This window comes from Sphingopyxis sp., from assembly GCF_965279755.1.
GTDB lineage: Bacteria > Pseudomonadota > Alphaproteobacteria > Sphingomonadales > Sphingomonadaceae > Sphingopyxis.
In genome coordinates, this window is the sequence record NZ_OZ257261.1 from 3,311,128 (window position 1) to 3,326,769 (window position 15,642).

Sequence of the window (15,642 nt, forward strand, 5' to 3'; positions counted from 1 at the left end):
GCGGTAAAAAGCGACCATTTCGCCGCGCCGCCATATATTGTGTGTTTTCTATGCAACAGGATTGTCGTAGCAAGGCAACAATGGAGCCTGCTGCTTCCCTGAGTGCTGAAGCCGATTCTGAAGACCTGACCGCACGCGGGCGGGGTTGGCACTTTGCGGCACCCGAATATTATACGCTGGCGATCATCATCAGCGTCGCGATCGCGACCTACATTTTCGTGACCGGCGACGCCCAGAGTGAGCGATTGCTGACCCCGGCGCTTGTCGCTGCGATCATGGTCGTCAACCTTGTGCCCGCAATGGCCCTGATCGTGCTGGTTGGCAGCCGCATTGCACGCGCACGCGCCGAGCGATCGATGGCCGGGGGCAACGGGCGTCTCCACGTGCGTCTGGTCGCGCTGTTTTCATTACTCGCTGCGACCCCGACCTTGCTCGTTGTGATCTTCGCCTCGCTGCTGTTCCAGTTTGGCGTCGATTTCTGGTTCTCCGACCGGTCGCGCGGCATGTTCGAGAATGCGGCAAGTCTAGCCGAGGGCTATTATCAGGAAAACCAGCGAGAAGTTGGCGCCAATACCGCCGCGATGGCCACGGACCTCGGCAGCCTGCTGACGCGCGTTCCGATCGATGCTCCGGCCTTTTCGAGCTATTATTTCCAGCAGGTGGTCGTCCGGAACCTCAATGAATCGGCGATCATCGAGGTCGGCAAGGATGGCATCGCGCGTACCGCCGCGGCGGTCAGCCCCGATAATCGCGTTGCCGAAAGCCGCCTGACGCCGACGATGATGAAGCGGTTGGCGGCTGGCGAGGATGTCGTCGTCGTGCGTCAGTCGAACCGGATCGAGGCCGCGACCCGGCTTCCCGGCGCCCCTGGGGCCTATGTTTACGCGTCGCGCGATGCCAATGTGCCGGGGTTCCAGCAGTCGATCCGCGCCGGCAACGTGCTGGCGGACTATAACGACCTGTTCCAGCGTTCGCAGAAATTGCAGCTTCAGTTCAACGGCGCGCTCTATCTGGGGTCGCTGCTGTTGCTCGCCCTCGCCGTGATCGCGGCGATCGTCGTCGCCGACCGCATCGTGCGTCCGCTCGGAACCTTGATCGGCGCGACGCAGACCGCCGCCGGGGGCGATTTGTCGGTGCGCGTGACGCCGCCCGCCCGCGATGACGAGATTGCGGTGCTGACCCGCGCCTTCAACCGCATGACCGAGCAACTCGAGGGTCAGACGGGTGCGCTCGTCAGCGTCAACGAACAGCTCGAAACGCGCCGCAGCTTTATCGAGGCGGTGCTGAGCGGCGTGTCGTCGGCGGTGGTGTCGGTCGATGCCGACCATCGCATCCTGCTCGCCAATTCTGCCGCCGAGCGGCTGATCGGGCAAAGCGTTGCCGACCTGACGGGCCAGCCGCTCGCCGATGTCGCGCCCGAACTCGCGCGCCTTTTGAGCGGCGACGAACGCGAAGGTGTCGTTCAGCTCGCGCGTCGCGACGCCGAACCGGCGACATTGGCCGCGAAAGCAGTCGCACAGGGCGATGGCTTCGTCCTCAGTTTCGAGGATATCACCCAGCAATTGCTCGATCAGCGCCGCGCCGCCTGGTCCGATGTCGCGCGCCGTATCGCGCATGAAATCAAGAATCCGCTCACCCCGATCCAGCTCGCCGCCGAACGACTTCAGCGCCGCTTCGGCAACAAGGTAGAGGGCGACGAAGCGACCTTCCGCAAGCTGACCGATACCGTGATCCGGCAGGTTCACGACATGCGCCGGATGGTCGACGAATTTTCGAGCTTTGCGCGGATGCCGAAGCCGACGTTCGGGGTCGAAGACGTCCGCGACATCCTTCGCCAAGCGGTTTTCCTGTTCGAGGTCGCCAAGCCCGACATTGCGTTCAGCGTGAAGACGCCGAACGAGATCGAGCCGCTGGTTTGCGACCGGCGCCTCTTGTCGCAGGCCCTGACGAACATCGTCAAAAATGCAGTAGAAGCCATTGAAGAAAATACCAGAAATGGCGACGGCGTATCGCCGGTCGGCCATATTCACGCCGAGCTGGATATCGGGGCAAGCGACGAGATCGTCATTCGTGTCAGCGACGACGGGATCGGGCTTCCCGAAGCGCGCGACACCATCGCCGAGCCCTATATGACGACGCGGCAGGGCGGCACGGGTCTCGGGCTGGCGATCGTTAAAAAGATCGTCGAGCAGCATTATGGCGAACTCGAATTTTGCGACAATCCGGCGGGGCAGGGGACATGCGTCACATTGACGCTGCATCCCGACCGTCTGAAATCGCTGGCAGGCAAGGGTGGGGATTTGGTGACAGGGCGGATCGAAACGGTCCCGGGGCGCGTCCGGAATCGGCAGGATAGAGAAGAATATGGCGCTTGATATTTTGATCGTCGACGACGAGCGCGACATTTGCGAGCTGGTCGCGGGCGTCATGGAAGACGAAGGCTATGAGGCGCGCACCGCATCGGACAGTGATGCCGCGCTCGACGCAATCCGCCAGCGTCGGCCGTCGCTCGCGCTGATCGACGTCTGGCTGCAGGGGTCGCGGCTCGACGGGCTGGGTCTGGTCGAGGCGATCAAGGCGTTCGACCCGACGCTTCCGATCATCGTGATCTCGGGCCATGGCGGGATCGACACCGCCGTTGCGGCGATCCGCCGCGGCGCCTTCGACTTCATCGAAAAGCCCTTCGAGGCCGAGCGGCTCCTTCACCTCGTCGCTCGTGCGACCGAAAACGAGCGCCTGAAGTTCGAATATGAGCAACTCCGCGAAAAGGCGGGGCCCGCCGACGAACTGACGGGAACCAGTGCTGCGATCAACAATGTCCGTGCGACGCTGAAACGCGTTGCGGGCACCGGTAGCCGCGTCCTCATCACCGGCGCCCCCGGGGTCGGGAAGGAAGTCGCCGCGCGCGTTCTTCACGGATGGAGCGGGCGTCAGAATGCGGCCTTCCGCGTCATTTCGTCGGCGCGGATGGATCCCGAGACGGTCGAACTCGAACTGTTCGGGTCGGAGGCCGAGGATGGCTCGATCCGCGTCGGGCTGCTGGAACAGGCGCATGGCGGCACGCTGTTCCTCGATGAAGTCGCGGATATGCCGCTGACGACGCAGGGCAAGATCCTGCGTGTCCTGACCGATCAGAGCTTCACCCGCGTCGGCGGCCGCACGATGATCCGCGTCGATGTCCGCATCATTTCGGGCTCGGCGCGCGACCTGATGACCGAAATCGCCGAAAGCCGCTTTCGCGAGGATCTCTACTACCGCCTCAACGTCGTGCCGGTGCATATTCCGCCGCTACGCGAACGTCGTGACGATATTGCGAGCCTGTGCGATCATTTCGTCCGGCGCTATGCCGCCGACCGCCGCGTGCCTCCGCCCGAAATCAGCGCCGAGGCGATGGCCGCGCTGCAGGCGCACGACTGGCCGGGCAATGTGCGCGAACTGCGCAATGTGATCGAGCGTGTGATGATCCTGGCGCCAAGCGACCGTCTGGGGCGGATCGATGCCGACATGCTGCCCGGCGAACTCGTCCGCGGCGGGGCCGACATTTTGCCCGGCAGCGAGTCGATCACCGCCATCCCGCTGAAGGAAGCACGCGAGAATTTCGAACGCGAATATCTGCGGATTCAGATCAACCGCTTCTCCGGCAACATCTCGCGCACCGCAACCTTCATCGGGATGGAGCGTTCCGCGCTGCATCGGAAGCTCAAGCTGCTCGGATTGACCGAAAATCCCGACGGCGAGGGTTGACGGCTTTACGCTAGACCTCGGCGGCGCTTTGCCCCATATTGCGAATGCGAAGAAGGTCTCGAAAGCCGGAAAACCGGCACCGCAGCCGCGGTAATACCGCCAATATAAGGAGGCAAATATGTCCGATAAGAATCAGAATCTCCAAGACCTTTTCCTGAATGCGTTGCGCCGGACCAAGACACCGGTGACCATGTTCCTCGTCAAAGGGGTCAAGCTTCAGGGCATCATCACCTGGTTCGACAATTTTTCGCTGTTGCTGCGCCGCGACGGCCAGTCGCAGCTCGTCTACAAGCATGCGATCTCGACGGTGATGCCGTCGCACGATTTCGACCTGACCTCGCTGGGCAGCGATATCCGCGAAGCGCCGGCCAGCAAGGGCAAGGCGTTGCAGGACGTATTCCTGAATGCGGTGCGCCGCTCGGACGAGTCGGTCACCATGTTCCTCGTCAACGGCGTGATGCTGCAGGGCGACATCGTCGCTTTCGATCTGTTCTGCATGCTGCTCGAGCGTGAGCGGCAGGTCCAGCTCGTCTACAAGCACGCGATCTCGACCGTGCAGCCGAACGGGCCGATCAACCTGACCGATGACGGCGGCGAGGACGCCGACGCCTGACCGACGCAATGGATGATAACGCAGGCGAAGTGACGCGCGGCGCTGCGGCGCTTCTGGTCGTGCCCGAATGGCACGGCCAGCGCCTGTCGCGCGACCTCGACGCGCGGGTGGAAGAGGCAAGGGGGCTGGCGCTTGCGATCGGGCTCAACGTCGTGTCCGCGCATCCCCTGCGTCTGCGCAAGACCCGCGCCGCGACGCTGATCGGCGTCGGCCAGATCGAGGCGATTAAACCCGATATCGCGATTGAAGGCGTGCAACTCGTCATCGTCGACGCCGCGCTAAGCGCGATTCAGCAACGCAATCTGGAAACCGAATTCGGCACGAAAGTGATCGACCGGACCGGGCTGATCCTCGAAATCTTCGGGGAGCGTGCCGCGACGGCAGAAGGCAGGTTGCAGGTCGAACTCGCGCATCTCGATTATCAGGCAGGGCGGCTCGTGCGAAGCTGGACCCACCTCGAGCGTCAGCGCGGCGGCTTCGGCTTCCTGGGCGGTCCCGGCGAAACGCAGATCGAGGCCGACCGGCGGATGATCCGCAACCGCATGGCGCGCATCCGCAAACAGCTGGAGGACGCGCGCCGGACGCGCCAGCTCCAGCGGTCGAAGCGGCAGCGGGCACCATGGCCGGTCATCGCGCTCGTGGGCTATACGAACGCTGGAAAATCGACATTTTTCAATCGCCTGACCGGAAGTGACGTCATGGCGGAAGACCTGCTGTTCGCGACGCTCGATCCGACAATGCGCGAAATCCGGCTTCCGGGGATCGACAAGGCAATCCTGTCGGACACCGTGGGTTTCGTGTCCGACCTGCCGACCGAACTCGTCGCGGCCTTTCGCGCGACGCTGGAGGAGGTCACGACCGCCGACCTGATCGTCCATGTCCGCGATATCGCGCACCCCGACAGCGATGCGCAATATGACGATGTTCGCGCGATCCTCGACTCGCTTGGCGTCAATGGACCTCAGGATAGCGGCGGAAAGCAGAGGGAAGGGGAGAATGCCCCCGACGTCGTCCCGCAGATCGAGATCTGGAACAAGATCGACACCGCCGACACCGACCGCCGGACGCAGATCGAGGAAATGGCGGCGAAGCGTCCCGACGTCGCAGTGATTTCGGCGGTGACGGGTGAGGGCGTAGAGGCGGCGCGGACACTCATGGCGTCACAATTGACGGCGCAGCACCAGGTCGACCGCCTTTTCCTGACCTTCGATCAGGGCGAGGCGATGGCATGGCTGCACGCGCGCGGCGAGGTGCTGTCGGACGAGATCGGCGGCGAGGGGCATGTGCTGACCGTTCGGCTCGACCCCGCGGACCGTGCCCGTTTCGAGCGACTGTGGCCGATCAGGAGCGCTCCGACGCCTTGACCTCCTGCCAATAGACTTCGAGCGTCTCGAGCGGAAGGCTGGTGATGTCCGCGCCGGCGCGTTCCTCGACCCCATGAAATCGTCGGGCGAACTTGTGGTTGGCATCGCGCAGCGCGCTCTCGGCATCGACGCCAAGATGGCGTGCATAGTTGACGACGGCGAACAGCAGGTCGCCGATCTCTTCGGCACGCGCGGCATCGTCGGGTGCCGTCACGACTTCAGCGAGTTCCTCGATGATCTTGGCGCGTGGGCCTTCGGTATCCGGCCAGTCAAAGCCGACACGCGCGGCGCGTCCCTGAATCTTTTGCGCGCGCAGCAAGGCCGGCAGCGACAGCGCAACGCCATCAACCGCGCTTTTGGGCCCGTCGGACGCGCGTTCGGCCGCCTTGATCGTTTCCCATTGACCGCGAACATCGTCCGTCTTGGCGTCACCGAAGATATGCGGATGGCGACGCTCCATCTTGTCGCTGATGGCGGTCGCGACATCGTCGAAGCCGAACAGGCCTTCGTCGGTTGCGATCTGGCTGTGGAAGACGACCTGAAGCAACAGGTCGCCAAGCTCGTCGCAGATCGCAGCAGGATCACCGCCGTTGATCGCGTCGGCGACCTCATAGGCTTCCTCGATCGTGTAAGGCGCGATCGTCTCAAAGCTCTGTGCCAGATCCCATTCGCAACCGCCGTCGGGACTGCGCAGCCGGGCCATGACGCCAAGGAGGCGGTCGATGGGGGATTGCTGCGAAGAGGGTTCAGTCTCAGGCATCTAATTATCCGATAATATATATTATGTTAAATTTATTCAGACTAGGAGGGAGCGGGATTCCGCAGTCATCCCCCTCGCGCCATCTGAAACGCCCAGATGGCCAGGAACACCACCCCGAAAATTGCAGCCCACGCCAGCGCCATCTTGACGCCATCCGCCAGTTTGATGCGCCGTGCGACCAGCGCGCTGATCACCAGTGTGAACGCGCCGACGAACCAGATCAGGTCGACGGCCGTGTCGCCGCTCACAACTGCACCTCCAGCCCGTCATAGCCCGGCTCGACGCCCGGCGGCAGCTCGTCCGCCAGATCGTCATAATCCATCGTATTGTCCATGTGCGTGATGATCGCGCGCGGATTGCCGATCTTGGTCAACGCCTCGAGCGTCATCGCCAGATGCGGATGCGTCGGATGCGGATAGCGGCGGAGTGCGTCGATCACGAACAGGTCGACGCCTTGGAAGAAATCGACCATCTCGTCAGTGAACTTCGAGAAATCAGTGGCATAGGCGATCTTGTGCGCGCCATCGCTGAAGATCAGCCCGCTTGCCTTGATCGGGCCGTGCGGCATTTCGATCGCTGATACCTCGATCGGGCCGATCGACTGATGATCGAGCAGGTCGATCGGGTCGACCGACGCGGGATAGCCGGCATTGCCAGCAAAAGCGTAGGTGAAGCGCCACTTCAATATGTCGAGCACATGGTCGCGCGCATAAACCGGCACCGCCGAGCGGCGCAGGTGCATGATCTGGCGTAGGTCGTCGAGGCCGTGTGTGTGGTCGGCGTGCTCATGCGTCCAGATGACCGCGTCGACCGCGCCAACCTCGGCATCGAGCAGTTGGAGCCGCATGTCGGGGCTGGTATCGACGAGGATACGAAAGCCGCCCAGCGAGACCATGATCGAGGCCCGGCTGCGAAGGTTGCGCGGATTGTCGGGGTCGCACGCGCCCCAGTCGTTGCCGATCCGCGGCACCCCCGAAGACGTCCCGCAGCCAAGGATTCTCAGCTTCATGAGCGCTGTGACGTCATGGCGCCGCCTTGCTGAAAAGCGCGAAGAAATTGGCCGCCGTGGCGGCTCCCAACGCATCCCGGTCGTCACCGCGCAGCTCCGCGAGAAAGGCCAGCGTGTCGGCGACAAAGGCCGGTTCGCCGGTTTTGCCGCGGTGCGGGACAGGGGCAAGGAAGGGCGAGTCGGTTTCGATCAGCAGCCGGTCTTGCGGCAGCCATTTCGCGGTCGCCTGCAGATCGGCGGCGTTCTTGAACGTCACGATCCCCGAAATCGAGATGAAAAGGCCGAGATCGAGCGCCTTGTGCGCGAAGTCGTCGCTGGCGGTGAAGCAATGGATCACGCCGGGGAACGTCGCCCTGCCCAATTCTTCGCCTAGCAGCGCGAGCGTGTCGGCTTCGGCGTCGCGCGTGTGGACAATGATCGGAAGCCCGGTCTGCTGCGAGGCATGGATATGGCGGCGGAAACTATCCTGCTGCCGTGTGCGATCGCTCTTGTCATAATAATAGTCGAGCCCCGTCTCGCCGATCCCGATCACGCGTGGATGCGCGGCGCGCTCGACGAGTTTGGCGGTATCGACATCGGGATGATGGTCGGCGTCGTGCGGATGGATGCCGACGCTCGCCCATACATCGTCATTCGCCTCGGCTGCGGCGAGCACGTCGTCCCACTCGCTCTCGCGCGTCGCGATGTTGAGCATCGCGGTGACACCCTTCTCCCGCGCGCGCGCCAGCACCTCGCCCTGCTGCTCGGCAAGGCCCTTGTAATTGAGGTGACAGTGCGAATCGACGAGCATCAGGCCTCCCCTTCCCCCTCATCTGCAGGCAGTTCGAGGCGCGGGAAGATCGGAATCGGCTGACCGACGGTGAAGCCGCCGGCCGCGAGCTTCGCAAACCAGTCGGTGTCGGCGAGCGCCGCAAAATCGCGCGCATCCTCGGCAATGCCCATCTGGTCGAGCAATGTGTCGGCGGACGCCGGGACGACCGGACGGATTGCGATCGCCAGCGTTCGGACTGCCTGGAACAGGGTCATCAGCACCGCGCGCATGCGCTCGGGATCGGTTTTACGCAGCGCCCATGGCGCCTGCGTGTCGACATATTGATTGCACGCGAAAACTGCACGAATCCAGTCCTCGATGCCGATCGAGAATGCGAGCTGCTCGAACTCGCGCGGCAGGCGCGTGCGGGCCATATCGTTTACGTCGTGAATTAGATCGAGATCTTCCTGCGTAGGCGTAAAGTCGGCAGAAATCTTTCCATCCAAATTCTTGAAAATCATCGACAAGCTGCGCTGCGCGAGATTGCCGAAGCTGTTCGCGAGGTCGGCATTCGCGGTGCGCACGATCGCCTCGGCCGAATAGCTGCCATCTTGCCCGAAGCTGACTTCGCGCAGCAGATAATAGCGCAGCGCGTCGACACCGAATTCGTCAGCAAGCACCATCGGATCAACAACATTGCCCAGCGATTTGGACATTTTCTCGCCGCGGTTGAGCAGGAAACCGTGGCCGAACACCTGCTTCGGCAGTGGCAAATTGGCGCTCATCAGGAACGCCGGCCAGTAAACCGTATGAAACCGCACGATATCCTTACCGATCATATGGATATTTGCGGGCCAGAAACGGCTGAAATCGCTGCCGGGATCAGGATAGCCCAGACCCGAAAGATAGGTCGTCAGCGCATCGACCCAGACATACATCACATGCCCTGGCGACCCGGGAACGGGCACGCCCCAGTCGAAGCTGGTGCGCGAAACGCTAAGATCCTTGAGCCCACCCTCGACAAAGCGCAGCACCTCGTTGCGACGGCTTTCGGGACGGATGAAGTCGGGATCGTCGGTATAGAGCGCAAGCAACCGGTCCTGATAGTTCGACAGGCGGAAGAACCAGCTTTCCTCGACGGTCCACTCGACCGGCGTATTCTGCGGTGAAAGGCGGACGCCCCCGTCCCCTTCCGTCAACTCACTCTCGTCGTAGAAGGCTTCGTCGCGGACCGAATACCAGCCTTCGTAGCGATCGAGATAGAGGTCGCCATTGGCCTCCATTGCTTTCCAGATTGCTTGCGATGCAGCATGATGCGCTGTATCCGACGTACGCATGAAATTGTCATAGCTGATGTTCAGCTTGGCATACATCTCACGGAAATATCCGGACATTTCGTCGGCAAGCTCGATCGTCGGGCGACCTTGGTCGCGCGCCGTCTGAAACATCTTCAATCCATGCTCGTCGGTGCCCGTGGTCAGGCGCACGTCGCGACCGCGCGCGCGCTGGAACCGCGCCATTACATCGGTTGCGATGGCCTCATAGGCATGGCCGATATGCGGGCGACCATTGGGATAGCTGATGGCGGTGGTGATGTAGAAAGGTTCGGACATGCGCGCGCCTTAGCCGGTGGTGCGCCGAAGGGGAAGCGTCAGCGCGCCGCCGATCGTTCGCGCCGGGCCAACTCGGCAAGGCAATTGCCGATGGCGAAACCGATCATTGCTCCATCATAGGATCCCCGGATGGCGTCGCGCATCGTGCGCTGGACCTGATCCCATTGCGCTAGTACCGGCGCGATTTCGGCGATTGGGCGGTCGCGTGCCAGGCGGGCGAGCAGCACCGGCACGATATCAATCACGAGCTCAAGCCGCGCACGATTGCTCGTCCCGCCGACCTCGCGCGCCAAGGCCTCGCGAAGACGATTGCCGGGATCGCCGCTGGAAGCGATCGCGAGCAGCTTCTTTTCCATCGCGCTGACGTCGCTGTCGATCAGCAACAACGCTTTTCCCGGCACACCGCCCGATGCGGCGGCAACCGCCCGGACCTCTGCTGCGTCGAGCATCGGTCGCTGATCATGGAGCCACGTCGTCATGACGTCACGCTCAACAGGTTGAAAACGAAGAATTCTGCATCGCGACCTTATGGTCGGGAGCAATCGGCCCGGAGAATGACTGACGAGCAAGAAGAGGGTTCGCGCTGGCGGTTCTTCCAGCGTTTTCAGAAGCGCATTGGCGCCGTCGGTCTCCAGATCGTCGACGGCATCGACAATGATGATGCGCCAGTCGCCCAGAGACAGTGACAGGTGCAGGCGGCGGATAATGCCGCGAACCTGATCGATCGTGATGTTTCGGGCGAGATCCTTGCTCTTGTCCTTTACTTGCCTCGCAAGATGAAGAATTTCGGGGTGATTACCCGCCTCGACAAGCTTCGCGGCTGCTGCATCTCCGGGATCGTCGAGCGAGACCTCCTGCCCGTCTCCACCCCGCCCGTGCGTGGCGAGGAATCGCGCGGCGCGTGCGGCGAAGGCGCCCTTCCCCATCCCCTGCGGCCCCGCAAGCAGCCAGGCATGGTGCAAGCGACCGCTCTGCCAAGCTTCCAGAAAGGCCTTCTCGGCGCTTTCGTGGCCGATCATAGCCAAACCTCGAGGTCCGCAACGATAGCTCTTGTAACGACATCCGCCGCCTTGCCGGCATCGATCACGCACCAGCGGTCGGGTTCGGCGGCCGCCATTTCCATGAAGCGCGCGGCAAGGCGCGCCTGGTAATCGGCAGGCTTGCTGCCCATACGGTCGGCCTCCCCGGCGTCGCGAACCGCGAGGCGCTGCATGGCTTCATCGGCGCCGAGCGTGAGAAGGAATGTGCGGTCCGGCAATAGTCCCTGCGAACCGAATCCATGCAGCATCAGCAGGTCGTCATCGGTGATACCGCCGCCGCCGCCCTGATAGGCGCGCGAGGAATCGACGAAACGGTCGCACAGCACCCATGCGCCGCGGTCGAGCGCGGGCCGGATCTTCCGCGCGACATGATCGGCGCGCGCGGCCGCGAAAAGCAGCGCTTCACTTCGCGCATCCCAGCGATCGTCGCTGCCTTCCAGAAGCAAGGCGCGGATCGCTTCGGCCCCGGTGCTGCCGCCCGGTTCGCGTGTCGCCACGATTTCAACGCCCCGCGCTTCGAGTGCGGCAGTCAGCGCGCGAAGCTGCGTCGATTTGCCGACCCCCTCCCCGCCCTCGAGCGTGATGAAACGCCCGCGCCTCACGAGGTGCGCCCTTGCGTATCGAGAATAGGATGCCGACCGTGCATCATCCGGCGGTAGCGGCCCCGAAAGCCTTTGTCATCAAGGCGTCGCGGCCGGCCGCTTGCCCTTCGCTGGGCCTTGGCTGGCGACGGAGGTTCCATTGATGCCGAAACCCCAATTCATCAGCCGCTCGGCTTCGTCGCGGCGGGACTTTTCGCTGGACATTCCTGCAACCACCATGACCAGCCGCCGCCCGTCGCGCTTCGCTGATCCCAGGAAGCAATAGCCGGCCTCGCTCGTGTGGCCCGTCTTCAACCCGTCCGCACCGGCAAAGCGCCCGAGAATCGGGTTGCGATTGGCCTGAACGATCGGCTTCCCGTCGGGCGAGGTGCCGTGCTGGAGTTTCGGGATAGAGAAGTAGCGCGTGTAGTCGCTGGGATGGTCCCGAATCAACCGATCGGCGAGCAAGATCAGATCACCGGCGCTGACCTTGGTGACCCCGCCGTCGGGCCATCCGCTGGGCGTGCCGAAGTTACTCGACGACATTCCAAGCTTGGCGGCCATTGCATTCATTCGTTTGGAAAAAGCTTCTTCACTGCCATCGATCCCGACGGCAAGGACCGCTGCCGCATCATTGCCCGATACGGTAATCAGCCCTTTCAGCAACTCGTCGACCGAAACCTTCTCACCCGAGCGCAGGAACATGGTCGAACTGCGCGAGCGCGCGCTCCACTTCTTCCATGTCGCATCTTCGACCGTGAAGAGCTTGTCACGCGACAATTGCCCCTTCCCGATCAGGTCGAGCACCACATAGGCTGTCATCACCTTGGTCATCGACGCTGGCGCAAAGCGCTTGTCGGCGCCACGAGAGAAGAGGATCTTGCCGGTGTCGAGATCCTTCAGCATCACGATCGGCGCCTGCGTTTCATAGGGTGTGCGCGCGGAAGACGCCGCTTTGGGCTTAGGGGTGTCTGCGGAGGCCGCGGGAAAGGTGATGGCGAGGGTGAATGCCGTGACGGCGCCTCCGGCGATCCGTCTCGCCGCCCGCATCATCGGTCGCGAACGACCACCGCGTCGCGGAAGCCCTTTGCCTTGGCCCTGCCGAGCGCGCCGCGCGCGTCGGCGTCGCTGCCGAACGGGCCGATGCGGACACGCCAGAGATTGCCGACCTTCGCTACGGATCCGCCGACGGACTTGGCGGCCGCGTTGGCATTGCCTTCGCTGCTGAAGGCCCCGACCTGCACGAAATGCGAACCCGCCACAGCGACGGGCTTCGCCGGCGCCGGCTTGTCCGCAGGCGCAGCCTTGGCTGGCGGAGCAGCCTTGGGTGCGGGCTTTGACGGAACTCGCTTGTCGGCGGAGGGCTGGACCGCGACGCGATCATCGCCGGGCTTTGCCTTCCCTGACGCGACCGGCGGGGCGGGCTGTCCGCCGACAGGAGGCGCGGCCGCAGGCGTCGCCGTCTGGCTCTGAAGCTTCTTGCGCAGGATGGCGAGCAGCGAATCGGGCGTCGAGATCCGCTCGGGAACGGCGCGTCCGGCCCGGAGCTGGGCGCGTTCAGCCTGCGGCGGATTGGTCCGGCGCACGCGGACGGCCGAATGGCCCTCGGTCAGGCCGAGCTGCTCGGCGGCGCCGCGTGACAGGTCGATAAGTCGGCCGCTCACCATCGGACCACGATCATTGACGCGAACGAGGATCGTACGTCCGGTGTCGAGCGCCGTGACCTCGACATAGCTTGGCAACGGCAGCGTGCGATGCGCGGCGCTGATCCCGTCGGGGTTGAAGATTTCGCCGTTGGCGGTCGGCTTTCCGGCGAGTTCCTCGCCATACCAGCTTGCATAACCGACATCGTCATAATCGGGGATATCGGCGGGCGTGTAGGTGACGCCCGCAACCGTATAGGGATCGCCGACCTTGACCGGCGTGTCGCTCACCAATTCGCCGGACGGCGCGGGAGCCGGTCCCGGAGAGGGCCCGCCTTCGCGATTGCCGCCGACAACACCACAGGCCGAAAGCAGCAGCGCCGCCCCTGCGACCAGCGCCCCCTCCCTAACGATCGATTTCATCCGCCAGCAACCCCACAGATAGTGCGTAAAAATTGGAACAATTATAGTCCAATATCGCACGATAGTTACCGGTCAGCAAATAGGCGGTCTTTCCGGGGCCGTCGGGCTCGAGAAGCGTGGCCTGAACCTGGCTGTCGGGCCAGCGGCCGTTGAGCGGCTGAAAGCCGTCGGCGCGCCATTCGGCCATTGAGCGCCAGCGGCTGTAGCGGGCAAAAACACGCGGACAGCGGGTCGGCTGCAGACGGCTTGCCATTGCGGTGCGATTATATCCGGCAGGAACCTGCACGGCGACGCCCCACGGCTGCCCGGCGCGCCAGCCGGCGCGGCGCAGGTAGGCGCCGATCGATTCGATCGCATCGGCCTCGCTCGACCAGATGCGCGCGACGCCGTCACCATCGCCGTCCTCGGCGACCTGCAGATAGACCGACGGCAGGAATTGCGGATAGCCGAACGCCCCTGCCCAGCTGCCTTTCAGCACCTCGCGCGGAACGCCCTTTTGCACCATTTCCAGCGTTGCAATGAATTCGGGTTCGAACAGGGTGCGACGGCGACCTTCGTAGGCGAGCGTCGCAAGTGCTTCGGGCAGGTCGAAATTGCCTGTCACCGCGCCATAGGCGGTCTCGTGCCCGAAGATCGCGATCATGACGCTTGTCGGGACTCCCGTCCGCTGTTCGATCCGCGACAGCAGCGGCAACAGGCGGTCGTGAACGCGGCGCCCGCCGTTAATGCGCGAGGCATCGACATGCTTGGCCCTGTACGGCGCAAAATTGGGAATTGGCGTGTCGGCCGTGGGCGGCGCACCCAGATTGTCGCGGTCGAGCGCAACGACGCGGGGGTTGTAGCGCAGCCCGGCCGTCACGCGGTCGAAGGTCGCCCGCGATACGCCGCGCGCCTGTGCCTTGGGCCACAGCGACTGGACATAGGTATCGAAGCCGGCATCGCCGCTCTGCGCATAAGTCGGGCCAGATATGGCCATCGACCACGCCGAAAGGGCAAAGCCCACCCAGTTGGAAAGACGTCGGATTCCGAATGTTCGCGCGTTCATCATGTCCCACCCTTAGATTGGGATTGAACCAGATGCACGTGCGTTCGCCATCCACCGCGAGACGGGTCGAGTCATTCGCGCGGCGAACCGAGCCATGATCTTTTGCTTGCCGCGAATGCGCCGCGCGCTATTGCGGCCGCGACGGACAGGTGGCCGAGTGGTTTAAGGCAGCGGTCTTGAAAACCGCCGTGGGTGCAAGCTCACCGTGGGTTCGAATCCCACCCTGTCCGCCATTCACATCGCCCATTCACGCCGCATCGTGAAAGATCACGCCGAGCGTGAAGCGTTCGCCGCGGCGGATTTCGCTGACGCCATGGCGAAGCTTGACGCGGTAGACGCCGCGGCTGCCCACCCGCGGCGCCTCGTTGACAGCAAAAACCACTGCATCGCCCTGCGCCAGCGGCACGACGTGCGCGCGCGACTGCATCCGCGGCCGTTGTTCGGCCAGCACGAACTCGCCGCCGTCGAAATCGCTGCCGGGCCGGGACAGGAGGATTGCGATCTGGAACGGGAAATGCCGTTCTCCGTACAAATCCTGATGCAGGCAATTATAGTCGCCGGCACCATAACGGAGGATCAGCGGTGTCGGCCGTGCCTGCCCGGCAAGCGCGCATTGGGCGAGAAAGGTGTCGAGATCGGCGGGATATGCCGATGCGCGGCCCAGTCGCTCCGACCAGGCGTTCGCAAGTACGGCAAGTGCCGGATATAAATCGCGGCGGAGCGCCGCGACGATATCGGGCAGCGGATAGCGATAATAACGATATTCGCCGCGACCGAAGCCGTGGCGCTGCATCGAGACGGTGCTGCGATAAAGGCCGTCGGCGCCATAGCCCGCGCGCAGGGCCGCACACTGGTCTCCGTTCAGCAAGCCGGGCAGCACATGCCAGCCCCTTGCATCGAGGCCGTCTGCGATGATGTTCATGTCGAGCGGCATCAAAACCCTTCCCTGAAAACAAGGCCTCAGCCCTAATCTCGCGCAGCGCCCGTTCCGCCCCGTTTCTTGCGATCAAAATGGCCTGAAATTTTTTCCAAGGCTGCGCCGACGCGGCTCCGTCT

Annotated in this window: 15 protein-coding genes and 1 tRNA gene; 5 read left to right on the plus strand and 11 right to left on the minus strand. The window is 63.5% G+C overall.

All coding sequences use genetic code 11. The annotated features are described in order from the left end of the window. Window positions 1-80 precede the first annotated feature (80 nt). The 4 genes from ACQY80_RS16385 to hflX all read left to right on the plus strand — a co-directional run bounded on the left by ACQY80_RS16385 (window position 81) and on the right by hflX (window position 5,721). Window positions 81-2,375 carry a sensor histidine kinase gene (locus ACQY80_RS16385; protein ID WP_428681736.1) on the plus strand — a complete coding sequence of 765 codons (2,295 nt, stop codon included), beginning with the start codon at window positions 81-83 and terminating at the stop codon, window positions 2,373-2,375. Further along, complete coding sequence (locus ACQY80_RS16390; protein WP_428681738.1) at window positions 2,365-3,744, plus strand: sigma-54-dependent transcriptional regulator; 1,380 nt, start codon at window positions 2,365-2,367, stop codon at window positions 3,742-3,744. The genes ACQY80_RS16385 and ACQY80_RS16390 overlap by 11 nt, the downstream gene beginning before the upstream one ends. A 118-nt stretch (window positions 3,745-3,862) precedes the next feature. Beyond that, window positions 3,863-4,357: an RNA chaperone Hfq gene (gene hfq, locus ACQY80_RS16395; RefSeq protein ID WP_428681740.1), complete on the plus strand. Its 495-nt coding sequence runs from the start codon at window positions 3,863-3,865 to the stop codon at window positions 4,355-4,357. 8 nt (window positions 4,358-4,365) lie between these two features. Continuing rightward, window positions 4,366-5,721, plus strand: coding sequence for a GTPase HflX (gene hflX / locus ACQY80_RS16400; RefSeq protein ID WP_428681742.1), 1,356 nt, complete (start codon window positions 4,366-4,368; stop codon window positions 5,719-5,721). On the opposite strand, the gene mazG is transcribed toward hflX, so the two are convergent. The 10 genes from mazG to ACQY80_RS16450 form a co-directional block, all read right to left on the minus strand. After that, window positions 5,699-6,481, minus strand: a complete 783-nt coding sequence (gene mazG / locus ACQY80_RS16405; protein WP_428681744.1) for a nucleoside triphosphate pyrophosphohydrolase — start codon at window positions 6,479-6,481, stop codon at window positions 5,699-5,701. The genes hflX and mazG overlap by 23 nt on opposite strands. 65 nt (window positions 6,482-6,546) lie before the next feature. Beyond that, on the minus strand, window positions 6,547-6,729 hold the full coding sequence (locus tag ACQY80_RS16410) for a hypothetical protein (protein ID WP_428681746.1): 183 nt from the start codon (window positions 6,727-6,729) through the stop codon (window positions 6,547-6,549). Next, window positions 6,726-7,490: an MBL fold metallo-hydrolase gene (locus ACQY80_RS16415; protein WP_428681748.1), complete on the minus strand. Its 765-nt coding sequence runs from the start codon at window positions 7,488-7,490 to the stop codon at window positions 6,726-6,728. Before ACQY80_RS16415 ends, ACQY80_RS16410 begins: the two co-directional genes overlap by 4 nt. Before the next feature lie 13 nt (window positions 7,491-7,503). Continuing rightward, entirely contained in the window at window positions 7,504-8,280 is a 777-nt protein-coding gene (locus tag ACQY80_RS16420; protein WP_428681750.1) for a TatD family hydrolase, read from the minus strand. Further along, window positions 8,280-9,854 carry a methionine--tRNA ligase gene (metG, locus tag ACQY80_RS16425; RefSeq protein WP_428681752.1) on the minus strand — a complete coding sequence of 525 codons (1,575 nt, stop codon included), beginning with the start codon at window positions 9,852-9,854 and terminating at the stop codon, window positions 8,280-8,282. The genes ACQY80_RS16420 and metG overlap by 1 nt, the downstream gene beginning before the upstream one ends. Before the next feature lie 38 nt (window positions 9,855-9,892). Beyond that, window positions 9,893-10,873: a DNA polymerase III subunit delta' gene (locus ACQY80_RS16430; protein ID WP_428681754.1), complete on the minus strand. Its 981-nt coding sequence runs from the start codon at window positions 10,871-10,873 to the stop codon at window positions 9,893-9,895. Beyond that, window positions 10,870-11,496 (minus strand): dTMP kinase, encoded by a 627-nt coding sequence (tmk, locus tag ACQY80_RS16435; protein ID WP_428681756.1) that lies wholly within the window; start codon window positions 11,494-11,496, stop codon window positions 10,870-10,872. The genes ACQY80_RS16430 and tmk overlap by 4 nt, the downstream gene beginning before the upstream one ends. Window positions 11,497-11,574: 78 nt before the next feature. After that, window positions 11,575-12,528, minus strand: coding sequence for a D-alanyl-D-alanine carboxypeptidase family protein (locus ACQY80_RS16440; RefSeq protein WP_428681758.1), 954 nt, complete (start codon window positions 12,526-12,528; stop codon window positions 11,575-11,577). Further along, window positions 12,525-13,541 (minus strand): septal ring lytic transglycosylase RlpA family protein, encoded by a 1,017-nt coding sequence (locus ACQY80_RS16445; protein ID WP_428681760.1) that lies wholly within the window; start codon window positions 13,539-13,541, stop codon window positions 12,525-12,527. Before ACQY80_RS16445 ends, ACQY80_RS16440 begins: the two co-directional genes overlap by 4 nt. Continuing rightward, window positions 13,525-14,517: a lytic murein transglycosylase gene (locus ACQY80_RS16450; protein WP_428681762.1), complete on the minus strand. Its 993-nt coding sequence runs from the start codon at window positions 14,515-14,517 to the stop codon at window positions 13,525-13,527. Before ACQY80_RS16450 ends, ACQY80_RS16445 begins: the two co-directional genes overlap by 17 nt. Before the next feature lie 212 nt (window positions 14,518-14,729). Between ACQY80_RS16450 and ACQY80_RS16455 the strand changes: the two genes are divergently transcribed. Beyond that, a tRNA-Ser gene (locus tag ACQY80_RS16455) sits at window positions 14,730-14,819 on the plus strand. A gap of 14 nt (window positions 14,820-14,833) precedes the next feature. On the opposite strand, the gene ACQY80_RS16460 is transcribed toward ACQY80_RS16455, so the two are convergent. After that, window positions 14,834-15,520, minus strand: a complete 687-nt coding sequence (locus ACQY80_RS16460; protein ID WP_428681764.1) for a 2OG-Fe(II) oxygenase — start codon at window positions 15,518-15,520, stop codon at window positions 14,834-14,836. Between the last annotated feature and the right edge of the window lie 122 nt (window positions 15,521-15,642).